This window comes from Nocardioides pymetrozini, from assembly GCF_046058985.1.
GTDB lineage: Bacteria > Actinomycetota > Actinomycetes > Propionibacteriales > Nocardioidaceae > Nocardioides.
In genome coordinates this window covers 4061792-4084095 of the sequence record NZ_CP175556.1, presented here as the reverse complement: position 1 = coordinate 4084095, position 22304 = coordinate 4061792, and the positions used below count along the sequence as shown (strand labels likewise).

Annotated in this window: 23 protein-coding genes; 10 read left to right on the top strand and 13 right to left on the bottom strand. The window is 72.9% G+C overall.

Features of this window, described 5'->3' with window-relative positions; genetic code table 11:
• Positions 1 to 67: 67 nt before the first annotated feature.
• Entirely contained in the window at positions 68 to 889 is an 822-nt protein-coding gene (locus tag ACJ5H2_RS19955; RefSeq protein WP_408897184.1) for an SDR family oxidoreductase, read from the bottom strand.
• Between the two features lie 79 nt (positions 890 to 968).
• On the bottom strand, positions 969 to 1562 hold the full coding sequence (locus ACJ5H2_RS19950) for a TetR/AcrR family transcriptional regulator (RefSeq protein WP_408897183.1): 594 nt from the start codon (positions 1560 to 1562) through the stop codon (positions 969 to 971).
• 159 nt (positions 1563 to 1721) lie between these two features.
• On the opposite strand from ACJ5H2_RS19950, the gene ACJ5H2_RS19945 reads away from it, so the two are divergent.
• Together ACJ5H2_RS19945 and ACJ5H2_RS19940 are read left to right on the top strand one after the other, a co-directional pair.
• On the top strand, positions 1722 to 3149 hold the full coding sequence (locus tag ACJ5H2_RS19945) for an APC family permease (RefSeq protein WP_408897182.1): 1428 nt from the start codon (positions 1722 to 1724) through the stop codon (positions 3147 to 3149).
• 10 nt (positions 3150 to 3159) lie between these two features.
• A complete protein-coding gene (locus ACJ5H2_RS19940) occupies positions 3160 to 4515 on the top strand; it encodes a flavin monoamine oxidase family protein (RefSeq protein WP_408897181.1) in 1356 nt (451 codons plus the stop codon).
• Positions 4516 to 4529: 14 nt separating this feature from the next.
• On the opposite strand, the gene ACJ5H2_RS19935 is transcribed toward ACJ5H2_RS19940, so the two are convergent.
• Both ACJ5H2_RS19935 and ACJ5H2_RS19930 read right to left on the bottom strand, forming a co-directional pair.
• Positions 4530 to 5387, bottom strand: a complete 858-nt coding sequence (locus ACJ5H2_RS19935) for an arylamine N-acetyltransferase family protein (RefSeq protein WP_408897180.1) — start codon at positions 5385 to 5387, stop codon at positions 4530 to 4532.
• Positions 5384 to 5851, bottom strand: coding sequence for a nuclear transport factor 2 family protein (locus ACJ5H2_RS19930; protein ID WP_408897179.1), 468 nt, complete (start codon positions 5849 to 5851; stop codon positions 5384 to 5386). Before ACJ5H2_RS19930 ends, ACJ5H2_RS19935 begins: the two co-directional genes overlap by 4 nt.
• 182 nt (positions 5852 to 6033) lie before the next feature.
• On the opposite strand from ACJ5H2_RS19930, the gene ACJ5H2_RS19925 reads away from it, so the two are divergent.
• The 4 genes from ACJ5H2_RS19925 (at position 6034) to ACJ5H2_RS19910 (ending at position 10778) form a co-directional block, all read left to right on the top strand.
• On the top strand, positions 6034 to 7227 hold the full coding sequence (locus ACJ5H2_RS19925; protein WP_408897178.1) for an ABC transporter substrate-binding protein: 1194 nt from the start codon (positions 6034 to 6036) through the stop codon (positions 7225 to 7227).
• 73 nt (positions 7228 to 7300) lie between these two features.
• Positions 7301 to 8158: a branched-chain amino acid ABC transporter permease gene (locus tag ACJ5H2_RS19920; protein ID WP_408897177.1), complete on the top strand. Its 858-nt coding sequence runs from the start codon at positions 7301 to 7303 to the stop codon at positions 8156 to 8158.
• Complete coding sequence (locus ACJ5H2_RS19915) at positions 8158 to 10035, top strand: ABC transporter permease subunit (protein ID WP_408897176.1); 1878 nt, start codon at positions 8158 to 8160, stop codon at positions 10033 to 10035. Before ACJ5H2_RS19920 ends, ACJ5H2_RS19915 begins: the two co-directional genes overlap by 1 nt.
• Positions 10032 to 10778, top strand: coding sequence for an ABC transporter ATP-binding protein (locus tag ACJ5H2_RS19910; RefSeq protein ID WP_408897175.1), 747 nt, complete (start codon positions 10032 to 10034; stop codon positions 10776 to 10778). The genes ACJ5H2_RS19915 and ACJ5H2_RS19910 overlap by 4 nt, the downstream gene beginning before the upstream one ends.
• 278 nt (positions 10779 to 11056) lie before the next feature.
• Here ACJ5H2_RS19910 and ACJ5H2_RS19905 read toward each other — a convergent pair whose 3' ends face one another.
• Both ACJ5H2_RS19905 and ACJ5H2_RS19900 read right to left on the bottom strand, forming a co-directional pair.
• A complete protein-coding gene (locus tag ACJ5H2_RS19905) occupies positions 11057 to 11830 on the bottom strand; it encodes an IclR family transcriptional regulator (protein ID WP_408897174.1) in 774 nt (257 codons plus the stop codon).
• Positions 11827 to 12480 (bottom strand): helix-turn-helix transcriptional regulator, encoded by a 654-nt coding sequence (locus ACJ5H2_RS19900; RefSeq protein ID WP_408897173.1) that lies wholly within the window; start codon positions 12478 to 12480, stop codon positions 11827 to 11829. Before ACJ5H2_RS19900 ends, ACJ5H2_RS19905 begins: the two co-directional genes overlap by 4 nt.
• A gap of 132 nt (positions 12481 to 12612) precedes the next feature.
• On the opposite strand from ACJ5H2_RS19900, the gene ACJ5H2_RS19895 reads away from it, so the two are divergent.
• The gene (locus ACJ5H2_RS19895; RefSeq protein ID WP_408897172.1) at positions 12613 to 14079 is read left to right on the top strand and encodes a class I adenylate-forming enzyme family protein; all 1467 of its coding nucleotides are present in this window, start codon (positions 12613 to 12615) and stop codon (positions 14077 to 14079) included.
• Positions 14080 to 14085: 6 nt separating this feature from the next.
• On the opposite strand, the gene ACJ5H2_RS19890 is transcribed toward ACJ5H2_RS19895, so the two are convergent.
• The 4 genes from ACJ5H2_RS19890 to ACJ5H2_RS19875 all read right to left on the bottom strand — a co-directional run bounded on the left by ACJ5H2_RS19890 (position 14086) and on the right by ACJ5H2_RS19875 (position 17731).
• Complete coding sequence (locus ACJ5H2_RS19890; protein WP_408897171.1) at positions 14086 to 14838, bottom strand: SDR family NAD(P)-dependent oxidoreductase; 753 nt, start codon at positions 14836 to 14838, stop codon at positions 14086 to 14088.
• A gap of 12 nt (positions 14839 to 14850) precedes the next feature.
• On the bottom strand, positions 14851 to 15597 hold the full coding sequence (locus ACJ5H2_RS19885; protein ID WP_408897170.1) for an SDR family NAD(P)-dependent oxidoreductase: 747 nt from the start codon (positions 15595 to 15597) through the stop codon (positions 14851 to 14853).
• Positions 15594 to 16076, bottom strand: a complete 483-nt coding sequence (locus ACJ5H2_RS19880) for an acyl-CoA thioesterase (RefSeq protein WP_408897169.1) — start codon at positions 16074 to 16076, stop codon at positions 15594 to 15596. Before ACJ5H2_RS19880 ends, ACJ5H2_RS19885 begins: the two co-directional genes overlap by 4 nt.
• A 74-nt stretch (positions 16077 to 16150) precedes the next feature.
• Complete coding sequence (locus tag ACJ5H2_RS19875; protein ID WP_408897168.1) at positions 16151 to 17731, bottom strand: FadD3 family acyl-CoA ligase; 1581 nt, start codon at positions 17729 to 17731, stop codon at positions 16151 to 16153.
• A 119-nt stretch (positions 17732 to 17850) separates the two neighbouring features.
• Between ACJ5H2_RS19875 and ACJ5H2_RS19870 the strand changes: the two genes are divergently transcribed.
• Positions 17851 to 18480 carry a TetR/AcrR family transcriptional regulator gene (locus ACJ5H2_RS19870; RefSeq protein ID WP_408897167.1) on the top strand — a complete coding sequence of 210 codons (630 nt, stop codon included), beginning with the start codon at positions 17851 to 17853 and terminating at the stop codon, positions 18478 to 18480.
• A 35-nt stretch (positions 18481 to 18515) separates the two neighbouring features.
• Here the strand turns inward: ACJ5H2_RS19870 and ACJ5H2_RS19865 are convergent, their stop codons facing one another.
• On the bottom strand, positions 18516 to 19298 hold the full coding sequence (locus ACJ5H2_RS19865; protein WP_408897166.1) for a CoA-transferase subunit beta: 783 nt from the start codon (positions 19296 to 19298) through the stop codon (positions 18516 to 18518).
• Positions 19295 to 20113, bottom strand: a complete 819-nt coding sequence (locus ACJ5H2_RS19860) for a CoA transferase subunit A (RefSeq protein ID WP_408897165.1) — start codon at positions 20111 to 20113, stop codon at positions 19295 to 19297. The genes ACJ5H2_RS19865 and ACJ5H2_RS19860 overlap by 4 nt, the downstream gene beginning before the upstream one ends.
• 141 nt (positions 20114 to 20254) lie before the next feature.
• On the opposite strand from ACJ5H2_RS19860, the gene ACJ5H2_RS19855 reads away from it, so the two are divergent.
• Both ACJ5H2_RS19855 and ACJ5H2_RS19850 read left to right on the top strand, forming a co-directional pair.
• Positions 20255 to 20977, top strand: coding sequence for an SDR family NAD(P)-dependent oxidoreductase (locus tag ACJ5H2_RS19855; protein WP_408897164.1), 723 nt, complete (start codon positions 20255 to 20257; stop codon positions 20975 to 20977).
• The gene (locus ACJ5H2_RS19850) at positions 20974 to 21864 is read left to right on the top strand and encodes an aldo/keto reductase (RefSeq protein ID WP_408897163.1); all 891 of its coding nucleotides are present in this window, start codon (positions 20974 to 20976) and stop codon (positions 21862 to 21864) included. The genes ACJ5H2_RS19855 and ACJ5H2_RS19850 overlap by 4 nt, the downstream gene beginning before the upstream one ends.
• Here the strand turns inward: ACJ5H2_RS19850 and ACJ5H2_RS19845 are convergent.
• Positions 21855 to 22298 (bottom strand): VOC family protein, encoded by a 444-nt coding sequence (locus ACJ5H2_RS19845; protein WP_408897162.1) that lies wholly within the window; start codon positions 22296 to 22298, stop codon positions 21855 to 21857. The two genes, ACJ5H2_RS19850 and ACJ5H2_RS19845, sit on opposite strands and share 10 nt — an antisense overlap.
• Between the last annotated feature and the right edge of the window lie 6 nt (positions 22299 to 22304).

The window sequence follows — 22304 nt, the reverse complement described above, 5'->3', positions numbered from 1 at the left end:
CCGCTCAGCAGGGCCGCGGTCCCCGGCCTTGTCCCCTTCGTGTCCCGGCCTTGTCCCGTCCGGTGGCTCAGCCCAGGGCGATCGAGGGCGCCGTCCGCGTCCGGATCATCTCGGCGCGGGCCGCGAGGCCGGCGTCGGTGAACGCGGGGTGCGTGATCACCCAGTACTCGCCGGCGGCGACCGCGTCGAGGACGATCCGCGCGTACTCCTCGCCGGGAATGCCCTCCTCGGCGTTCTGCCGGGCGAGGTAGTCGTGGAAGCCGAGCAGGGCCGGGTCGTCGGTGGCCGGTGCCTGCGCGAAGATCTCGCTGCGGACCGGTCCGGGCGTCACCACGGAGACGCGGACGGGCGACTCCCGCATCTGTAGCTCGAGGGCGAGCGACTCGGTCAGCCCGAGGACCGCGAACTTGGTCGCGGTGTAGGGGGCCATCATCGGGCTCGGCAGGAAGCCGCCGACCGAGGACAGGTTGACGACGTGGGCGCGGGTGCCCTGCTCGAGGAGGCGCGGCACGAAGCTGCGGACGCCGTTGACCACCCCGCGCAGGTTGACGTCGATGGCGGCGTCCCAGCGGTCCGCGGGAATCTCCCAGGCATAGCCGATGGTCATGATGCCGGCGTTGTTGACGACCAGCTCGACGCTGCCGAAGCGCTCGAAGGCGGCCTCGGCCAGCCGGTCGACGGCGGCCGGGTCGGCCACGTCGGTGGGGACGCAGAGCACCTCGCCGGGCAGCTCGGGGGCGAGCGCGTCGAGGCGTGCGGTGTCGACGTCGGCCAGGACCAGGTTCATGCCGAGGGTCGCCGCGTGGCGCGCCAGCCCCTCGCCGATCCCGCTGCCGGCGCCGGTGATCACCGCGGTGCGGCCGGAGAAGACGTCGTGAGCCGTGGTCATGGGCGAACCTCCCTGGTCGTGGAGTGCCCACTGTGGTGAGGCGGACGGCACGGGCCGCGGCAGGTCCCGCTGGACGGGATCAGGGATCGCCAGGGGCGAGCGTCGCGCGGGTGTGGGCGATCGCGGCGTCGCGCTGCGCGACTCCCCCGCCGTTGACGATGGCGATCGCGAATCCGTCCCACATCGCGCGCAGCCGCTCGGAGAGCCCCTCGGGATCCCCCGCCTCGGGCAGGCAGGACCGCAGCAGGACGACCAGGTCGTCGTGCCAGTGGGCGTCGAGCTCGCGCTGGGCGGCGGCCAGCTCGTCGTCGTACGGCGCCCGCGCCCACAGCTCGAGCCACAGCAGCCAGCGCGGGTCGCGCTCGTCGACGGGCAGGAAGACGCCGGCGAACTCCAGCAGGGTGCCGAGCTCGGCGGTCCCCGCGGCGGCCCGCGCCAGCAGCGGCGCCCGCTGCTCGGCGTACTGGCTCTCGCTCCAGCGCAGCGTCTCCAGGAGCAGGCCGTTGCGGGTGCCGAAGTAGTAGAGGAGGTGGCCGCCGCTGGTCTCCAGCCGAGCGGCGAGCGAGGCGATGGTGACCTTGCCCAGCCCCTCGGCGGCGATCATCTCGAGGGTCGCGGCCAGCACCTGCTCTCGGGGCCGGTCCAGGCGCCGGTTCGATCGGGTGCGTGCCACGGGCGTCAGCGTAGACGCCTGCTTTTGGCGAGCGCTCGCGAAGAAGAATTTCCCACCGGGGGTCTTGACGCGGGCCCGTGGCGTGCGTCACTTTGAATGCCGTTCAAACTTTTGTACGGCGTTCAAAGCGCGCCGCACGGCATCGCCGAGGAGTCCGGAATGACTGAAACCACCACCGCCCCGCCCCCCGGCCCGACGGGCTCCGCGGGGAGCGCCGACGCCGCGCACCCGAAGGGCGCGGGCCTGGCCCGCGTCCTCGGACCGGGCGGCGCGGTGCTGCTGGTCCTCTCCTGCATCACGCCCGCGTCGAGCCTGTTCATCATCGTCCCGGAGATGATGGCCACCCAGGGCAGTGGCGTGGTGCTCACCATCGTGGCCGGCATCCTCATCTCGGTCGCCGTGGGCGCCTGCTACGCCGAGCTCGGCACGCGCGTCGCCAGCGCGGGCGGCGAGTACGCCATGGTCACCCACACGCTGGGCCGCTGCGCCGGCTGGCTCACCTTCGCGCTCTCCGGCGTGCTGCTGTGGGTGATCCCGCCGGTGATCGCGCTCGGCACGGCCGACTATCTCGCCGACCTGGTCAGCCTCGACCGCGCGCTCACCGGCGCGGTCGTCATGCTCGTCGCGACCGGCATCGCCCTGCTCGACATCCGCGCCAACGCGCTGGTCACGGGGATCTTCCTGCTGCTCGAGATCGTCGCCGCCGTCGTCGTCGCGGTCCTCGGCGCCGCCCACATCCAGCGCGGCCCCGGCGAGCTGGTCAGCCCCCAGGTCCTCGGCGACCACGGCCTGGAGCCGTTCACCGCCGCGCTCCTCGTCTCCGGGCTCACCGTCGGCGTCTTCGTGGTCAGCGGGTTCGGCACGGCGGCGTACCTGGCCGAGGAGGTCGTCGAGCCCCGGCGCAACGTGGCCCGCGTGGTCTTCTGGTCGCTCGGCCTCGGCGGCCTGGTGATCCTGGTCCCGACGATCACCACCGTGCTGGCCGTCGACGACCTCGGCGCGCTGGCGACCGGCGACTTCTCCGAGTTCGTCCGCGCCTGGGGCGGCGAGGCCACCGCCGTCGCGGTCAACCTCGGCATCGCGATCGCCATCCTCAACGCCGCGATCGTGATGGTCCTGCAGAACAGCCGCGTGGTCTACGCCTCCGGTCGCGACCGCGCCTGGCCGCCCGCGGTCAACCGCGCGCTCAGCCTGCTCGGCCCCCGGTACGGCGCCCCGTGGGTCGCGACCCTGGTCATCGGCATCCCCGGCGCGCTCCTCGCCTGGGGCGTCGACATCGAGGCGCTGCTCGGCATCACCTCGGTCATCATCTCCGCGATGTACGTCGTGCTGGCGCTCGCCGCGATCAAGGTGCGCCGGATGAGCACCGCCCCCGGATGGCGGATGCCGCTGTGGCCGCTGCCTCCGCTGCTGGTCGTCGTCGCCGTCGGCTACGCCCTCGTCGGATCGTCCGCGGTCGACCTCGCGATCACCGGCGCGATCCTCGCCGTCGCCCTCGTCTACTACCTCACCTACCTGGCCCGGCGGCCCGAGGAGCGCTTCGTGGTCGTCGACCCGACCGACGCGCCCGTTGCGATGGAGGCCTGAGATGGCGGGCGTGGTGACCCACGACGTGATCGTGGTCGGCGCCGGCGTCACCGGCCTCACCGCCGCGTGGCGGCTGGCCGAGGCCGGCCGCGACGTGCTCGTCCTCGAGGCCCGCGACCGGGTCGGCGGCCGGCTGCGGACCGACACCGCCGACGCCGCGGGTGCGCCCGCGTCCTTCGAGATCGGCGGTCAGTGGGTCTCCCCCGACCAGGACGCGCTGCTCGGCCTGCTCGACGAGCTCGGGCTGGCGACCTACCCGCGCCACCGCGAGGGTGACTCGGTGTACGTCGGCCGCGACGGCGTCGCTCGCCGGTTCGCCGAGGACCTGCCGGTTCCGGCGGCCACCGCCGCCGCCATCACCGAGCTGACCAAGCGGCTCGACGCGCTGGCCGCCGCGATGGATCCCGCGCGACCGTGGGAGCTCCCCGACGCAGGCCATCTCGACGGCATCTCCCTGCGGTCCTGGCTGGAGGAGCAGTGCGACGACGCCGAGGCGCGCGACAACATCGCGCTCTACCTCGGCCCGGCCATGCTGACGAAGCCGGCTCACGCGTTCTCGGCGCTGCAGGCCGTGCAGATGGCCGCCAGTGCCGGCTCCTTCAGCAACCTGCTCGACGCCGACGTCATCCTCGACCGGCGCGTGGTCGGCGGCCTGCAGTCGGTGCCGCTCGAGCTCGCGCGCCGGCTCGGCGACCGGGTCCGGCTGGGACAGGACGTCACCCGGGTCGAGTGGAGCGATGGGGGAGTGGTGGTGCACGTCGGGGACGTCCGGTACGCCGCGCGTCGTCTCGTGCTCGCCGTGCCGCCCACCGTCGTGCGCCGGGTGCGCTTCGACCCCGAGCTCCCGGCCGAGCACCGGATCGCCCGCGAGCACCAGTCCTTCGGGCTGGTGGTGAAGGTCCAGGCGATGTACTCCACGCCGTTCTGGCGCGAGGCCGGTCTCGACGGCACCGCCTTCGGGCCCTACGAGCTCGTGCACGAGGCCTACGACAACACCCCCGAGGGCGAGTCGCGTGGAGTTCTCGTCGGCTTCGTCTCCGACGTCAACGCCGACGCCGTCGGCGCGCTCGACGCCGAGGAGCGGCGTACGCGGGTCCTCGACTCGCTCGCCGTCTACTACGGCGAGCCGGCCCGACACCCGCTCGCCTACGTCGAGAGCGACTGGCAGCACCAGGAGCTGACCGGTGGTGCCTACGGCACGAGCTTCGACCTCGGCGGCCTCACGCGGTGGGGCCAGGTCCTGCGGCAGCCCGTCGGACCGATCGAGTTCGGCAGCAGCGACGTCGCCGGCCTGGGCTTCCAGCACGTCGACGGCGCCGTGCGCGTCGGCACCGATCTCGCGGAGGGGATCGTCGCCGGGCGGTGACGGTGCGTTGACGCTCAGCCGCCGAGTGCGGCCAGCCGGTCGAGCAGGCGCCGCTCCTCCTCCGCCGTCAGCGGTACGGCGAGCGCGCGCAGCCAGGTGCCCAGCTCGCCCTCGGCCAGCGGACGGTGCTCGGTCGGCCGGCCCGGTCGCCGCACCGTGAGGCTGTCGTGGGTGACCGTGACGTGCCGCCCCACGTCGTGGCGGGTGAGCATCAGCCCCTGACGGAAGTGCGAGCTCGGGAAGGTGCTCGTGTAGTGGTGGCCGATCACGACGTCGACGGGCAGCACGGGGATCTCCTCGACGGTGTGGCTGTGCTCCCAGCCGACCTCGCGCAGCCGTTGCAGGCCCCAGCCCTCGTCCACCCGGACCACCCGGTAGGGCCAGCCGTCCTGGTCGCTGCGTGCTCCGTCGGCCAGCACCACCGGGCGGATCAGGCTCATCCCGAAGCCGGGATCGCAGAGCAGCCGCTCCCCGTCGAGACGGACCTCGACCGTCATGTGGGTGCGACCCTGGACATCGCCCCGCGCCGGGTCGCCGACGCGGCCCAGGCGCCGGCGCACGTCGTACCCGAGACGCTCGAGGGCGGCCGCGAGCACGGTGGAGTGCTCGAAGCAGTAGCCGCCGCGCCCGCGCTCGACGAACTTCTCGTTCAGCGCGTCGAGGCCGACGCCGGGATGCTGGTCCAGCAGCACGTCGATGTTGTCGAAGGTGAAGGTCCGCACGTGCGCCACGTGCAGCGCGTCGAGCGCGGCGCGCGAGGGGTCCGCCGCCGGCTGTCCCAGCCGGGCGAGATAGCCGGCGAGGTCCAGCCGGTCGATGTGCCAGTCGTGCTGTCCCTCGTGCTGTCCCTCGTGCTGCTCCGCGGCGGTCACGCTTCGAGGGTACGGACCCTGCGGACGGGGGCGGTGGCGATCGCCTCGACCGTGAGCGCCCGCCGCGCGATCAGCCACCGCCCGTCGGCCCGCGCGTACTCGTCGGCGTAGTGGAGATACCAGGTCAGGTCCCGGGTCGCGCCGTCGTCGCCGACGCTCACATGGTGCGCCTCGCAGGCGACCCGGCCGCTCGCGCGGTCCGGGCCGAGCGGGTCGGCGATGCGTCCGACCACGGCGTGGAAGGTCGCGGCGAACCCGGTGAGCCGGCCGAGCGCCTCGACGATGGCCGCCCGGCCGCGCACCTCGACCGACGGGTCGAGCGCCGCCGGCGGGTCGGGCAGGTGCAGGAGAGCGTCCGCGGTGAACAGCGCGCCGACGGCGGCGAAGTCCCGGCCGTCGACGAGCAGTGCGTAGCGGTGGACCAGGTCGTCGAGGGCGATCCGGTCGTCGTTCGTCAGCGTCACGGCGCGAGCCTCGCACAGGCCTCCCGCCAACGGCCGAATTTGCCCTAGCGTTTGCTTGGTCAGTGGCCTACTATGACGATTCGGAATAGCCCGGAAGGTCATAGCGAGAGGCTCGGGTCCTCGTGTCGCTTCGACGCCGCGGGTCCCTGGGCCCGCCCACAGCCATCGATAGGAAATCTGGGATGAAGACACGTCTGTTCAAGGTGGTCGGGGGCCTCGCGGCCCTCGCGCTCGTCGCGACCGGATGCGCCGGCGAGGACGGCGGCAGCGGGAGCGACGACGAGTACCGGGTCCTCGTGCTCGGCGGCGTCTCCGCCGAGGGAGTGCTCGCCGACAACGCGTCGACGTCGGTGCTCTCGGCCAAGGCCGGCGCCGAGCTCGTCAACGAGTCCGGCGGCATCGACGGCCGCGAGGTCGTCCTCGAGGTCGTCGACGACCAGGCCGACCCGACCGTCGCCGTCACCAAGCTGCGCGAGGCGATCGCCAAGGACAAGCCCGACCTGGTCCTCAACTCCGGGCCCTCGACCGTCGCCGACGCCACCCTGCCGATCCTCAAGCAGAACAACATCCTGTCCTTCAACATCGGCCCCACCGAGACCTCCGCCGACCCGAAGGCCTTCCCGCTCAACTTCGACCTCTCGGCCAGCGCGCAGAACCAGCTCGACGCGTTCCCGCCGTACTTCGAGGAGAAGGGCTACGCGAAGGTCGGCATCCTGCACGGCTCCAGCTCCTACGGCGAGGTCTACGGTGCGGCCGCCGAGAAGACCTTCGACGACGCCGGCGTGGACGTCGTCGCCAACGAGGAGTACGACGTCGCGGCGCTCGACATGACCGCCCAGCTCGAGGCGATCCGTTCCAAGAGCCCCGATGCCCTCGTCCTCGACGCCTACGGCGCCCCGCTCGGCTATGTCCTCAAGGGCGTGGAGAAGCTCGGCTGGGACATCCCGATCATCGGCAACACCTCGGTCGCGGCCACCGGCCTGATCTCGACCGAGCCCCCGTCCGGCGTGCTCGGCACCCCGGCGGTGAAGAACCTCGTGATGCAGGTCTACACCAGCACGGCGCACGACCCCGACGCCACCGACGTCAACGACCTCGTCTCCCGGATGAAGGCCATCGACGAGATCAAGGCGACCCTGATCGTGGCCTACAACAACGACGCCCTGGCGCTGGTCCAGGCGGCGGCGGAGGAGGCCGGGTCGACCGACCCGAAGAAGATCGCCGACGCGCTCCTCGACCCCGAGGTCCTCGAGGCCGCCACCACCGCGGTCATCGGCACCTACCGGTTCTCGGAGGACTCGCACGCCGCCAACCCGGCGCCCGAGGAGTTCGCCTTCATCGCCCCGGGGCCGCTGCAGGACGGCCAGTTCCGCTAGGCAGCCGAGCTTCCGGCGGGGCGGGTCCTCCCGCCCCGCCGGTCCTCGACCTCCGACGAACCGAGGGAGCACCGTGACTCTGATCTGGGGTGGCCTCGCCCTGGGCGCGATCTACGCGATCGTGGCCATCGGCTACAACATCGTCTTCATCTCCTCGAAGACCTTCAACTTCGCCCACGCGCAGCTGACGATGGTGGGTGCCTTCGTCGCCTACACGGGGCTGGTGACCTGGGACCTCCCGACGCCGCTCGTGCTGGTCATGGCGGCTGCCGCCGTGGCCCTGATCGCCGCCGTCGAGGAGCGGATCGCGATCCGGCCCGTCGGCGACATGCACAACATCCTGGTCACGACGCTGGGTGCGTCGATCCTGCTCGACGGCGTCGCCCAGCTGACCTGGGGCAGCCAGCCGCTGACCGTCCCCTTCTTCGCCGGGGACGAGGCGATCACCCTCCTCGGCGGACGCGCCTACCCGGTCGAGCTCTTCCTGGTCGCGATCGCCGTCCTGCTGGTCGTGGGGCTGGGGATCTACGGGCGCCGCTCGCTCACCGGCCTCGCCCTGCTCGGCATGGCCGAGGACCGCGAGGCGGCGCTCCTGCGTGGTGTCAACGTGCGCCGCCTCGCGTTCTCCGCCTTCGTGGCCGCGGGTGCCCTCGCCGGCTTCGTGGGCCTGTTCGTCGGCTCCAAGACCTTCGCGGTCTCCACTCTCGGCGCGGCACTGGCCCTGAAGGGCTTCGTCGTGCTGGCCATCGGCGGCTTCGGCTCGATGCCCGGAACCCTCGTCGGCGGCGCGATGGTCGGCCTCGCCGAGGCGTACGCCTCGCGCTATCTCGGCGGCGAGTACGCGAACCTCGCGGTCTTCCTCATCCTGGTCACCATCTTGATGGTGCGTCCCGCCGGCCTCTTCGTCCGCACGAGGGAAAGGGTGGTCTGATGCCGCTCGCCACCGGGGCCGGCAGCCTCGCCGCCCGTCTCAACCGGGGACCGCTCTGGCTCGTCCCGCTCGCGCTGGGGATCGTGCTGATCCTCGTCCCGTTCTTCGACCTCGAGTACTCCATCGTCCGCCAGCTCCAGCTGGCGATGATCCTCTCGCTGCTGGTCAGCGGCCTCAACCTCAGCCTGGGCTACGCCGGCGAGCTGGCCCTGGGCCAGGTGGCGATGTACGCCGCCGGTGCCTACACCGCCGGCATGCTGTCCCAGCGCGGGCACACCGACATCCTGCTCCAGCTCGCCGCCGCCGGGTGCGCGGCGCTGCTGGTCGGCATCGTGACCGGCATCCCGGGTCTGCGCCTGGGCAGCTGGTCGCTGGCGATGACCTCCTTCTTCCTGGTGCTGCTGCTGCCCGACGTGCTCGCGATCTTCCGCGAGGACACCGGCGGCCGCAACGGCCTGACCGGCATCCTCTCGCCGACCCTCTTCGGCCGGATGCTGACGCCGGAGGACTACTTCATGGTGATCGCGGTCGTGACCGTCGCCTGGTTCGCCGTGATGCGCAACATCGCCGTGTCCCGGCACGGCACGGCCCTCCGGGTGCTCAAGAAGAGCCCGGTGCTGGCGGCCTCCATGGGCATCAACGTGTTCCGGCTGAAGCTGCTGGCCTACGCCCTGGGCGCGGTGCCCGCCGGCCTCGCCGGCGCGCTCTTCGCCAGTCTGGACCTCTACATCTCGCCCGAGGCGTTCTCCTTCACCGTCGCCACGACGATCCTGGCTTCCTCGGTGCTCGGCGGCTCGGCGAGCGTGTACGGCGCCGTGTTCGGCGCCTTCATCCTCCAGTTCGGCCTCAACCAGTCCACCGACTTCCAGAAGTACTCCCTCGTCGTCACCGGGGCCTTCCTCATCCTGGGCGGCGTGCTGCTGACCGGTGGTCTCTCCGGGCTGGCGCGCACGCTCTGGCGGCGGCTGACCGTCGCGGACCGGGTGGACGCCGCGGCCGACCGTCCGGGTGTTCCCGACGCGCTGTCCGAGGCGGTGCCCGCCGTGCCCGGCAAGGTGCTGCGGGTCGAGGGCGTCGCGAAGTCCTTCGGTGGCAACCAGGCCCTCAAGGGCGTCGACCTCACCGCGCAGCCCGGACGGGTCACGGCCCTGATCGGCCCCAACGGCTCCGGCAAGACCACGCTGCTCAACATGATCTGCGGCTTCTACCGCACCGACGCCGGCGTGATCGCACTCGACGACCAGCAGCTGCAGCGCAAGGGTCCCGACCGGGTCGCGCGCACCGGCGTCGCCCGCACCTTCCAGACGCCCAACATTCCCGAGGGCATCACGGTCCGCGAGGCCGTCATGGCCGGCCGGTACGCCGGGCACCGCGCCACCGTCCTCGAGGCCGTGCTGCGGCTGCCGCGCTACCGCCGGGTGCGGCGCGCCGACCTCGCCGAGGCCGACCGGGTGCTCGACCTCGTCGGCATCCGCCACCTCGAGGACGCCGAGGCCACCGCGCTTCCCCTCGGCCAGCGCCGCCTGCTCGAGGTCGCCCGCTGCCTGATCAGCAACCCCGGCGTGCTGTTGCTCGACGAGACCGCCTCCGGTCTCGACGAGGACGAGGTCGAGCGCCTCGCCGCGGTCATCCGGCGGGTGCGCGACGCCGGCGGGACCGTCGTACTGGTGGAGCACAACTTCCAGCTCGTGCTCTCCCTCGCCGATGAGATCGTCGCCCTCGCCCACGGCGAGCTAATGGCTCGGGGCACCCCCGAGGAGATCCAGAACGACGAGCGGGTGATGAGCGAGTATCTCGGCATCGACCCCGACGCTCCCTCGTCCCCGCATGTCGTGCTGGCCGATGTCGCGCCCGCGCAGGAAGGGATGGACCGATGAGCACCGACAGCCAGGGGAGCGCGCCGCTGCTCGAGGTCCGCGGACTCGGCACCGGCTACGGCGACCTGCGGGTCGTATGGGACGTGTCCTTCGACGTGCGAGCCGGTGAGATCACGGTCCTGCTGGGCCGCAACGGCGCGGGCAAGACCACGACGCTGCGTGCGATCAGCGGTCTGAACAAGGTCGTCGCGGGCGAGGTGCGCTACCAGGGTGCGTCGCTCGCGAAGGTGCCCGCCCACCAGCGGGTGCGGGACGGCATCGCCTACGTGCAGGAGGGCAAGCGGGTCTTCCACTCCCAGACGATCGAGCAGAACCTCCTGCTCGGCGGCTACACGCGCAGGCTGAAGCGGGCTGAGCTGCGCCGTGAGGCCGAGCGGATCTACGAGCTCTTCCCGATCCTGGCCGAGAAGCGGGCGCTGCCGGCGGCGAGCATGTCCGGAGGCCAGCAGCAGATGCTGGCGATCGGCCAGGCCCTGATGGCGCAGCCGCGGCTGCTCATGCTCGACGAGCCGTCCGGCGGCCTCGCCCCGGTCATCGTCAACGAGGTCATGGAGCGGGTGCACCAGCTCAAGGAGACCGGGATCGGGATCCTGCTGGTGGAGCAGGCCGTCGAGGCGTCCTTCGCCATCGCCGACCACGTGACCGTGCTCGACATGGGCCGGACCATGCTCTCCTCGCCCGCCAGCGAGGTCAGCGACATGACCCTGCTGCAGGACGCGTACTTCGGCCGCAGCTCGGGCTGAGTCCGGCGGACGGTGGGTGGGCGGGCAGCGCGCCGGGCTGGGTGGGTGGTCCGTCCGGGCGCCTCCGGTGCCTCCCGAGACGGCCCTCGCGGGTCGAAGCGAGGACCCCGCCGTCGGCGCCCCTCAGGCAGGCAACGCTGGTGTCGCACACCCGTCGACGGCACCCCGACATCGCCGCGAGGGCCGTCTCGTCCGGCGCCTGCGACGCCCGGACGGACCGCTCGTGCCGCGGCCCGGCGCGCTCCCCGCTGGGGTGCGGGGCAGATGCGCGGCATCGGTCAGGCCAGCCGGAGGACCGCACCTCGCTGGGGCGGCACCCACTGCGGGTAGAGGGTGCGGCTGGTGGTCCGGGCGGCGGCGAGCAGGAGGGGGCCGACGACGGGCAGGGGCAGGTGGCCCCGGCGGGCGACCGAGATCGCGGCCAGCGGCCGGTGGCCCCGCGGGCCCGGGACGGCCGTCGCCATCGACGTGATGCCGGTGCCGGGGAGCCCGTCGAGGATCGCGATCCCCTTGCGGCGGCGCACGGCGGCGAGCTCGTGGTGCAGGGGCGCGAGGCCGTCCGCGGTGCGGTCCGGACGGCCGACGAGGGTGTCGACCTGCTCGGGCGCGAGAACTGCGAGCATGGCGAGCCCGCTGACCGAGTCGGTGGCGATGATCCGGCCGCCGACCCGCGAGGGGATGGTGGTGGCGCGGGCGCCGCCCACCTTGTCGAGATAGTGCACGACCGGCCCGTCCAGCACCGAGAGGTGCACGACGGCGTCGGTGGCCAGCTGCAGGTCGTTGAGCGTGACCGAGGCGGCGGCGCGGAGGTCGAGATGCTCGGCGTCCGGGGTCGGGGCGCTGAGCCGCCGGCCGGGGGCGTAGCCGCGCCGGTCGTGGTGCACCCAGCCGAGGTCGCGCAGCGTCGTGAGCAGCCGGAAGACCGTCGTCCGTGGGAGCTCGGTGATCTCGGCGATGTCGTCGAGCCCGAGCGGGCCGGGTGCGTCGGCGAAGGCGTCGAGGATCAGGGTCGCCCGCTCGAGCACCCCCAGGCGGGTCGGTCGCTCGCTCATGCGCGGTGCTGCCGCAGCTCCTCGGGCGTGCGCCGCTCCGCGGCCGCCGCCGAGGTACTCCACGTCCGGGCCGCCTCGTCGAGCTCGGCCAGCATCAGGTCGGCGCGGTCGCGCTCGTCGGCGTAGTAGCGCTCGGACCAGCGCAGCACGAGCTCGGGGAAGGCCCAGCCCGGCTCGGCGCGCGCACCCTCGCGGTCGGCCTCGGCGCGCACCCGCATCCGCTCCGACTGGTCGCGGTGCTCCGTCAGCACCTCCCGCAGCCGCTCGGGGTCCGAGAGGTGGCCGAGCCACAGGCGCATCATCACGCCGTGCTTGAGCACGACCGGGTCGACGTGGTCGTCGGCGGCCCAGGCGCCCAGGGCGGCCCGGCCGGCGTCGCTGATCCGGTACATGCGCTTGCCGCGGACGTCGTCGCGGGTCTCGATCCGCGAGCTGGCGAGCCCGAGACTCTCCAGCCGGCGCAGCTCGCTGTAGATCTGGGAGAACGACGGTGCCCAGTAGAAGAAGCGCAGGCTCCAGTCGGCCCAGCGCTTCAGGTCGTAGCCCGAGAGCTCCTCGCCGAAGGAGAGCAGGCCCAGGACCGCCCAGCCCGTCGGTGGGAGCGAGGGCAGCTGGTCATCCGACGGCAGGTCGGTTCCCGGACGCGGCACCTCTCCATCCTAGCGCTTTCATGACGGATCGAACTATGTCGACTAGGCATAAACGAACCGATCGAGCGCTTGGTGGGCCACGGACTGATATGGCGCGTGACCTACCAACGAGTCACCGGCAGGGTGGGACACGTGCCCGCGACCCTCGCCGACCTCTGGTACGAACGCGCCCGCGTGCACGCGCGCGACCTGGCCGTCGACGACGGGACCGTGCGGCTGTCCTGGCAGGGGCTGCTGGAGGCCGCCGGCGCCGCAGCCGAGCGCCTGCGCGCCGTCGGCGCCGGACCGGGGGACGTCGTCGTCCTCCAGGCGCGGAACACGACGGCCTGGGTCGTGGTGGCCGGTGGTGTGCAGCTGCTCGGTGCGACCCTCGCGCCGCTCGGAGCCGAGGAGCCGGCGCCCGCCCGACGGGAGTACGCCGAGCGGCTCGGCGCCCGCGTCGTCGTCAGCGAGGCGCCCGCCGTCGGCGAGCTCCGCCTCGCGGCGGTGTGGGAGCCCGCGGACGACCGCGCCAGGAGTGCTCCGCCTCCGCCGCCCGCGCCGCGCCGCGGCCCGGCGGTGGTGCTCGGGACGTCGGGGACCGCGGGCCACCGGAGCACGGTCGCGATGGAGCACGGCGTCCTGCTCCGGCTGTACGCCGACGTCGCGGGCATGCTCGACGTCGACCACCGGGACCGGCTGCTGGGCGTGGTGCCGCTCGCGCACTCGTTCGGGTTCAACGGGCTGCTGGTGATCGCACTGCTCACGGGGGCGTCGCTGCGCCTGGTGCCGGACCGCGACCACCGCGCCCTGGCCGGCGTCGTCCGCGAGTCCGCCGCGACGATCGTGGCGGGGCCGCCCGCGCTCCTGCACGACCTCGTCGCCTCGGTCCGCGCCGGCGGTGACCTCGGCCCCCAGGTGCGCCTGTTCATGACCGGCGCGACCGAGATCCGGCCGGGGGCGCTGCTCCCGCTCGCGGCGGAGGCAGGCATCCCCCGGGTGTCCGCGGGCTACGGCCTCACCCAGACGTGCGGCACGGTCGCGATCTGCCCGGACATCGGGCGGACCCCCGACGGTGTGCACGGGCCGATGACCGTGGTGCCGGGTGTCGAGGTGCTCGTGACGGACGCCCTGGGCCGTCCCGCTCCGACCGGCGAGCGGGGAAGGGTGCTGACCCGCGGCTACCACGTCGCCGTACCGACGGACCGGGACGGCTGGCTGGCCACGGGCGACGAGGGGCACCTCCATCCGGACGGGAGCCTGTGCGTGACCGGTCGGGTCGACGACCAGCTCGTGGTGTCGGGCTTCAACGTCGACCCGGCGCGCGTCGAGCTGGCCCTGGAGCGCTCGGCGCAGGTCGCCCGCGCGGCCGTCGTCGGCGTACCGGACGAGCGTCGCGGGCACCGGCTGGTGGGCGTCGTGGTGCCGCGGGCCGAGCTCGAGGGGGCCGGTCGCGACGACGCCGCGGTGCTGGCCGAGGCCCGGGCCGTCCTGGCGGGCTACGAGGTGCCGGACAGCCTGGTCTGGGTGGACGCGCTCCCGCACACCACCACCGGCAAGCTCTCGCGCGCGGGGGTCCGGGCGTTGCTGGCCCGCCTGTCCACCGAGGCGCAGCGGTGAGGGACGCTACTGGGTGACGGTCCAGCCTCCGTCGACGGGCAGGAAGGTGCCGTTGACGTAGGACGCGCGGGGCGAGAGCAGGAACAGGATCGGCCAGGCCATCTCCTCCGGCCGGCCCATCCGCCCCAGCGGCACCCGCGCGAGGATGCGGTGGCCCATCTCCGACTCGGCGAAGCCGGCGAGCCGGGGGGTGTCGGTCATGCCGGGGCCGATCGCGTTGGCGCGCAGGCGGTCCGCGTGGTGGGCCGCCAGGTGCCGGACGTAGCCGACCACGGCTGCCTTGGACGCCGAGTACCAGTCGCTCTCGGTGCCGACCAGGTTGCCCGCGACCGAGGCGGTCGCGACCATCGCCGCCTCCGAGGGGGGACCGGCGTCGAGCCAGTCCTGGGTGAGCCCGCGGATGCTTCCGACACTGATCCGCACCGCCTCGTCGAAGGCGAGCGGGACCTGCGAGGACGGCCCGGCGTTGTTGACGAGATAGCGCGGGACGCCGCCGGTCGCGCGGCCCGTGTCGGCCAGAGCGGCCGCACGAGCGTCGGCGTCGGCCACGTCGCAGACGGCGGTGTGCAGGCGCTCGCGGCGGTCCGCCGGCACCTGCGCGGCGAGCTCCTCGAGGCCGGCCGGCTGGAGGTCCCAGGCGCTGACCCGCAGTCCGGCGCCGAGCGCGCCGAGGGCGACTGCCCGGCCGATGCCGCTGCCGGCGCCCGTGACGATCACGGCCTCGCCCTCGGTGAACCCCCAGGTGGTGTCTCCGGTCATCTGCTGTCCTCCTCAGACTCCGTAGCCGCCGTCGACGTCGAGCTTCTGGCCGGTGATGAACCCGGCCCGGTCGCTCGCGAGGAAGGCGACCGCCTCCGCGATGTCAGCCGCCGTGCCGAAGCGGCGGAGCGGGATGTTGGCGCGGGCGACGTCGAGTGCGCGGTCGTCGAGGTCGCCACTGGCGATCAGCCGCTCCGCCATCCCGTCGGTCAGCATCCCGGGGCCGACGCAGTTGACCCGCACGCCATAGCGGCCCTCCTCGGCGGCCAGGCCCCGCGCGAGCGCCTCCACCGCGGCCTTGGGCCCCGAGGAGAGGCCGTCGCGCACGGGGAAGCGAGCGGTGGCCGCGGTGGTGACGCACGTCAGTGAGCCGCCCGTCTCCCGGAGCGACGGCAGGACGGCATGGGCGAGGCTGAAGAAGGCGAGCACGTCCTGCTCGAGCTGACCGGCGAGCTGCTGGGGAGAGACGCGGGAGAGGTGGACCATCGGGACATGGGGCCCGGCGGCGTGGACCACCGTCCGCACCCGGCCGTGCTCGGACTCGAGGTCGGCGACCGCCGCGCGGACGGCGTCGCCGTCGGCCAGCTCGCAGGGCCGTGTGGCGAGGACGCCCGCTCCGAGCTCCTCGACGAGCGCGTCGGGGGGCGTACGGCGGTGCAGCAGGAGCAGGCGGGCGCCGTCCGCCGCCAGCCGGCGGCAGATCGCCGCGCCGAGGCCGCCGGTCGCGCCGGTGACGAGGGTGATGCCGTAGTCGCTCATCGGGCGGCCTCCGTGGGAGTGAGTCGGGCGCCGCGTGACCAGGCGTCGAGGTGCTGGCGCAGGAGCGGAGGGATCTCGACGGAGCCGAGCTCGGGGGAGACGGCGACGATCCGGATCCGGGCGCGGGCGACCACCCGCTCGTCGGCGGTGCGGACCATCCGGTGCCGCATCTCGAACGAGCGCCGCCCGACCGTGCCGAGCCGCAGCTCGATCCTGATCTCGTCGAAGAGGCCGACGGCCTCCAGGTAGTCGCACGCCGTGTGCGCCGTCACCGTCCAGAAGCCGTGGCGCTGCTGGAGCTGGTCCTGGCGCAGGTCGTTGAGCCAGAACCACTCGCTCTGCATGCGCTCCATCCAGGGAAACCATGCGCCGTAGTAGAGGATCCCGGCGGGATCCGTGTCGGCGTAGCCCAGCCGGAAGGTCGTCGCATGGAGCGCGGGACCCGGCCCGCCGTCCGCGACGCGTTCGTCGGTCGCCATGAAGTCAACCTAGCACTTGCTTGGTTGCGAGAACAGGGAGATGCCCAGGCGTGCTGCCGCGGACGGACCAGGTCTCAGCCGCGCCGGAGGTCGGTCTTCAGCACCTTGCCGCTGGCGTTGCGGGGCAGCGACTCCTCGAGCACGACATCGCGAGGCACCTTGAAGTTGGCGAGCCGCTCGCGCACCCAGGCGATGAGCTCGTCGGGGGTGGCCGACGAGCCGGGTCGCAGGACGACGTGCGCGGCCCCGACCGAGCCCATCCGGTCGTCCGGTACGCCGATCACCGCGCTCTCCATCACCGCCGGGTGGGTGGCCAGCACGTTCTCGACCTCGGCCGGATAGACGTTGAAGCCGCCGACGATGAACATGTCCTTGATCCGGTCGGTGATCTTCACGCAGCCGTGCTCGTCGAGCCGCCCGATGTCACCGGTGTGGAACCAGCCGTCGGCGTCGATCGCCTGCGCGGTGGCCTCGGGGTCCTCGAAGTAGCCGAGCATGACGTTCGCGCCGCGCAGCCAGATCTCCCCGTCGGTGCCGACCGGCACGTCCTCGCCGTCCTCGCCGACGATCCTGGCCTCGATGCCCGGCACCGGGGGTCCGGTGGTCTCCGCGATGTGCCGCGGGTCCTCCCCGTGCCGCGACGTCGTCGCGACGACGCACTCGGTGAGCCCGTAGGCCTGGTAGACCGTCTCGAAGCCGAGGACGTCGCGCATCTGCTCGAAGAGCGTCTCGGGGACCGATGCGGCGCCTGCGATCGAGAAGCGCAGGGAGGACAGGTCGAACTCGGTGCGGCGCGGGTGGTTGATGAGCGTGATGAAGATCGTGGGGGCGCCCGGGAGCACCGTGATCCGTGCGTCCTGCACGAGCTGCATGAGCGCCACCGGGTCGAAGGTGAGGACCGGGTAGATCGTCGTGCCGGCGGTCAGGGCGGCCAGCACGCCCGCCTTGTAGCCGAACCCGTGGAAGAAGGGGTTGACGATGGCGTACCGGTCGGCGGGGGAGAGCGACGCCCCGTCGGCCCACACGTCGGCGACGCCGATCGTCTGCGCGTGCGTGCTCATCACGCCCTTGGGGATGCCCGTCGTGCCGGAGGTGAAGAGGATGTCGCACACCGTGTCGGGGGTGACCTCTGCCGCGAGCCTCTCCACGTCGGCGGCCGGCACCCGCTCGCCGAGGGCGAGGAACTCGCCCCAGGGCAGCGTCCCCGGCCGTCCGGCCGAGCTCATGTCGACGAGCGTGCGCAGGTGCGGCAGTCCGGGTACGGCGGGTCCGGGCGCGCCCTCGCCGGCCTGCCGAAGCATCGTCGAGTAGTCCTGCGTCAGGAAGCCGTCGGAGAGCACGAGGACGACGGCGCGTGAGCGCTCCAGCACGACGCGGGCCTCGGCGCCGCGGTAGCGGGTGTTGAGCGGGACGACCGAGGCGCCGACGTACTGCGCTCCCAGCAGGGCGACGATGAACTCCGCGCGGTTGGGCGCCCAGATGGCGACCCGGTCGCCGGGCTCGACGCCGAGCGCCCGGTACGAGCGTGCCGCGGCGACCACGAGCTCACGCAGGCCGGCATAGGTGATGGTGCTGCTCCCGTCGACGATCGCCGGGTGGTCCCCGTGCGTCGCCGCCCCGTGGGCCAGGAGGGCGGGAATGGTCCGTGCTGCCATCAGACGAGACTCCTCGTGAGCAAGTGCTTGTTAGGTACTGTAGCCCTGGCCGGCGCTCGCGGAACGAGCGTGCGGAGGGGGGCTGCGGCTCGGTGCCGCACGTGGGAAAGGATCAGGTCATGGCGAGCAACAACGAGGCTACGGCGCGGGGCGCCCGTCGGCGAGGCAACGGCGCGGGCTCGACGCGCAGGGCCCAGCTGCTGGCGATCGCGGCGGAGATGTTCGCGACCCGCGGCTACTCGCAGACCACCGTGCGTGACATCGCCGACGAGGCGGGCATCCTCTCGGGCAGTCTCTACCACCACTTCGACTCCAAGGAGGCCATGCTCACCGAGATCCTCGGGGAGTTCATGGGCAACCTGCTGAGCGAGATCCGCGCGATCGCCCAGGCCGAGGAGAGCGCCCGGGCCGCGCTCGACGGCCTGGTCTACAACTCCTTCGAGACCATCCACAAGGTGCCCTACGCCGTGGCGCTCTACCAGAACGAGTCCGCCCTGCTGACCTCCACGCCGGAGTTCGCGTTCGTCACCAAGGCCAGCCTGGACGTCGAGAAGGTCTGGCTGGGCGTCCTCAAGGCCGGTGCCAAGGCCGGCGACTTCCGCCCGGACCTCGACCCCGGACTGACCTACCGCTTCATCCGTGACGCGATCTGGTCCACCGTGCGCTGGTACAACCCGCGCGGCCGGCTCCAGCACCGCACGGTGGCCGACCAGTATCTCGAGATGCTGCACGGCGGCCTGCTCGCCTGAGCCGGCCAGGCGCGTGCGGGCCGACGGGTCGCCGTTCAGCGCCGGACCTCCTTGTCGCGCAGTCCCGACGGGTCGAGGACCGTGCGGATCAGCTCGAGCTCGGGCTCGGTGGGCAGGCGGGTCGTGCCCGCGCCGCTGACGTCGATCGCGAACCCGGTGCTCGCGGCGAGCTCCTCGGGCGTCACGCCCGGGTGCAGGGAGCGGACCTTGAGCCGACCCGCGTCGTCGTAGTCCAGCACCGCCAGGTCGGTGACCACGACGCCGAGGTCGTGGAAGCGCAGCGCGCTGCCCTCGTGGGCGCGGGCGCGGTCGTTGCCCACCCCGGACACGACGTCGACCGACTCCACGAAGACACGGGCGCTGTGCCTGCTCACCCAGTAGTCGGTGCGGTGGTTGACCGTGTTGCCGGGCGCACCGCGGACGCCGATGAGCTGGCGGGTGGGGCGGCGCCAGTCGCCGATGGAGGAGATGTTCTGGTTGCCGAAGCGGTCGAGCTGGCTGGCGCCCATCATGCTGTGTCGGCGGCCGGTGGCGAGGATGTCGAAGACCCTCCGGAAGGGCGCCCAGGACTCGATCGTGCCGCCGGCGGAGGCGTTGCGGCCCAGCGGTGGCGGCTCGCTCATCAAGAAGCAGTCGCCGTCGGTGAGCACCAGGTCGGGCTCGAAGGTGAGCTTCGCCAGCCGCGCGCCGATGGTGGGCACGATGCCCACGGCGTGGGCCAGGACCTCGCCGGACCCGCGCCAGGCCTCGGCGCAGGCGACCACGCACACCTCCGCGCGGGTGACCTCGGCGCCGATGGGGGAGTCGGTGGCGCTCATCGGCCGTCCTCCTCGAGATAGCGCTGCTCGAAGGCCGCCCAGGCCTCGGGATCGCGGGCCGCCTCGGCGTACTCCCTCTGGAAGTCCTCGTCGCGCCCGTAGTCCGGCTCGCAGCTGGTGAAGTGCGCACCCCGCGGCGCCTCGACGACGCCGGAGACGAACATCCGGCTGACGAGCAGTGACTGCGCCGGTGCCTGCGCGGTGAGCTCCGCGGTCGGCACGATCCGCTCGACGCTCATGATGCAGCGGTCGGCGGCCATCGCATAGAGGTCGTCGAAGTACGGGTCCGGGCCGAGATACTGGCCGTTGCCGGCCGCGTCGCCGCGGTTGAGGTGGATCAGGGCGAGGTCCATCCGCACGCCCGGCACGGCGACGTAGACCTCGTCGTCGTACGGCGATGCGACCGTCCTGAGCTCCGGGTTCATGGTCAGGACGTCCGAGGCCAGGCCGGCACGGGTGGGCAGGAAGCTCAGCCGGCTGGCGCCCGCCCGCAGGGCCGCGACGAACATGCCCTCGTCGTACTCGGTGGTCGCCACGGCGCCGGCCTCCCGAGCGGCGCGGAAATGGGGGTCGAGAGGGATGCTGTCGAGTGAGACGAACCCGTAGACCAGGCGCTTGACCTTGCCGGCAGCACACAACAGGCCGACGTCCGGACCGCCGAAGGTGACGACGGTGAGGTCCGTCGCGTCACTGCGCAGCAGCTCGCGCACCAGGGCCATCGGCTTGCGCCGCGACCCCCAGCCGCCGATGCCGATGGTCATGCCCGACCGCACGTGACTCGCCACGTCGGACAGCGCCATGGTCTTGTCCGCCACCACATCCTCCATACCTAGCGCTTGCTTGGGAGCGACTGTACCCCGCGCGCTCCGCCGGTGCCACTGGGAGGGACTGCGCTTGCGGCCCGACGCGCCCGATGGTTGCATCGCGACAAGCAAACGCTTGGTCAAGGAGTGGCGATGGCAGGGCACGTGGCGGTGACGGGGGGCTCGAGCGGGATCGGAGCCGCGGTGGTCGACCGGCTCCGCGAGCGCGGCCACCCGGTGACGGTCTGGGACCTGGAGCCTCCGGCTCGCGCCGACGTCGGCCACGACCTGCTCGACGTGACGGATGCCGACGCTGTCGCGACGGCACTGAGCGAGGCCGAGGCGCGCGGCGGGGCGGTCCGCCACCTCGTGGCCAGCCACGGGATCCGCGGCGCCTTCGTCCCAGCCCTCGACCTCGACGTCGCCGGCGTCCGCCGGGTGCTCGACGTGCACGTCGTCGGCACCCTGCTCGTGGCCTCGGCGCTCACCCGCCGCCTGGTCGAGCTCGGTGACACCGACGGTGCCTCCGTGGTGACACTCGCCTCGACGACGGCGTACCGCGGCTGGTCCCACCAGTCCGACTACGGCGTCGCAAAGGCGGCCGTCCGCCAGCTGACCGAGAACCTCGCGGTGGAGTGGGCCCGGCTGGGCATCCGTGTCAACGCCGTCGCTCCGGGGCACACGCTCACGCCGATGGTGCGGGACATGGTCGACCACGGGTACGACGTCGGGCCGGTCGAGGCGCGCACACCGCTGGGCCGCCTCTGCACGCCGGAGGAGATGGCGCGCGAGATCGTGCACCTGCTGCTCGACGCCTCGTTCGTCACGGGTGTCTGCCTGCCCGTGGACGGCGGGTGGACGGCGGTCGGCAAGTGAGCATCCCGACGCGCCGTCTCGGCGACCGGGAGGTCTCGGCGATCGGCTTCGGCGCGATGACCCTCACGCAGACGCCCGACAGCGACCCCGAGCGCGGCCTCCGTGCGGTGCACGCTGCCCTCGACGCGGGCATCACCCTGTTCGACACCGCCGACGTCTACGGGCCCACCGGCTTCGACACCCCCGGGGGCTACGGAGTCAACGAGCGAGCGCTGATGGCGGCGCTGCGGTCGTGGGGCGGCCCGCTCGACGACGTCGTCGTGGCGACCAAGGGCGGTCACACCCGCGACGGGCTCACCTGGTGGATCGACGGCAGCCGCGACCACCTGCGGGCCGCCGCCCTGGCCTCCCGCGAGCGGCTCGGTCTCGACGCGATCCCCCTCTACCAGCACCACCGGCCCGACCCGCGCCGCCCCTATCGCGAGTCGATCGAGGCGTTGGGCGCCCTGGTGGAGGAGGGGATCGCGGCCCGGGTCGGCATCTCGAACGCCGACGTCGGCCAGATCCGGCTGGCCGCGTCGATCCTCGGCGACGCGCTGGTGTCGGTGCAGAACGAGTACTCCCCGATGAGGCGCGCCGCGGAGCCCGAGATCGACCTGTGCGCCGAGCTCGGACTCGCCTTCCTGTCGTGGGGTCCGCTGGGCGGCATGCGGGAGGCCAAGGCGCTGGGCGTCGCGGCCGGCGCCTTCGCCGAGGTGGCCGAGGAGCGCGGCGTCAGTCCGCAGCAGGTGGCGCTGGCCTGGCAGCTCGCCCGCTCGCCGTCGATCGTGCCCCTTCCCGGTGCGAGCCGCCCGGAGTCGGTCCTCGACTCCGTCCGCGCGGCGTCCCTGGTCCTGACGCCCGAGGAGCTCGTGCGCCTGTCGGGCACGGCGGGGCCTCAGTCGTGAGCCGGCGGCTCCACCAGCTCGACCCGGACCCGGTCGGGGTCGAGCACGTAGACGACGCGGTGACCGGCCATCGGCGCGCTCGACACGATCGGCTCCGACAGCGCGGTGACGCCCTGGGAACGGAGCCGTGCCAGCGTCGCGTCGAGGTCGGCGACCGTCACGGCGACATGCGCGGCCCCGACGTGGCCGTTGTCCGGTTCGAGCACCACGTCCGAGCCGCCGACGTACTGCAGCAGCTCGACCAGGGTGCCGGCGTCGCGGGCGCGTACGAACGCCTGGCGGACGACGATGCCCGGGTAGCCCGTGACCGCGTCGACGCGGGGGCCGCTGCGCTCGTACGGACCGAGGGTCTCGCCGCCGAGCAGGTCGGCGTAGAAGGCGAGGGACCGCTCCAGGTCGCTGACCGTGATGCCTACATGGTGGATCGACGTCACGCCGTT

Bases quoted from the DNA above. Each gene is read 5' to 3' on its own strand.
- ACJ5H2_RS19915 (WP_408897176.1), top strand. From the start codon at position 8,158: ATGCCGCTCGCCACCGGGGCCGGCAGCCTCGCCGCCCGTCTCAACCGG.
- ACJ5H2_RS19885 (WP_408897170.1), bottom strand. From the start codon at position 15,597: ATGAGCGACTACGGCATCACCCTCGTCACCGGCGCGACCGGCGGCCTC.
- ACJ5H2_RS19865 (WP_408897166.1), bottom strand. From the start codon at position 19,298: ATGAGCGCCACCGACTCCCCCATCGGCGCCGAGGTCACCCGCGCGGAG.
- ACJ5H2_RS19905 (WP_408897174.1), bottom strand. From the start codon at position 11,830: ATGAGCGAGCGACCGACCCGCCTGGGGGTGCTCGAGCGGGCGACCCTG.
- ACJ5H2_RS19945 (WP_408897182.1), top strand. From the start codon at position 1,722: ATGACTGAAACCACCACCGCCCCGCCCCCCGGCCCGACGGGCTCCGCG.
- ACJ5H2_RS19890 (WP_408897171.1), bottom strand. From the start codon at position 14,838: ATGACCGGAGACACCACCTGGGGGTTCACCGAGGGCGAGGCCGTGATC.
- ACJ5H2_RS19925 (WP_408897178.1), top strand. From the start codon at position 6,034: ATGAAGACACGTCTGTTCAAGGTGGTCGGGGGCCTCGCGGCCCTCGCG.
- ACJ5H2_RS19870 (WP_408897167.1), top strand. From the start codon at position 17,851: ATGGCGAGCAACAACGAGGCTACGGCGCGGGGCGCCCGTCGGCGAGGC.
- ACJ5H2_RS19855 (WP_408897164.1), top strand. From the start codon at position 20,255: ATGGCAGGGCACGTGGCGGTGACGGGGGGCTCGAGCGGGATCGGAGCC.
- ACJ5H2_RS19880 (WP_408897169.1), bottom strand. From the start codon at position 16,076: ATGGCGACCGACGAACGCGTCGCGGACGGCGGGCCGGGTCCCGCGCTC.
- ACJ5H2_RS19875 (WP_408897168.1), bottom strand. From the start codon at position 17,731: ATGGCAGCACGGACCATTCCCGCCCTCCTGGCCCACGGGGCGGCGACG.
- ACJ5H2_RS19955 (WP_408897184.1), bottom strand. From the start codon at position 889: ATGACCACGGCTCACGACGTCTTCTCCGGCCGCACCGCGGTGATCACC.
- ACJ5H2_RS19910 (WP_408897175.1), top strand. From the start codon at position 10,032: ATGAGCACCGACAGCCAGGGGAGCGCGCCGCTGCTCGAGGTCCGCGGA.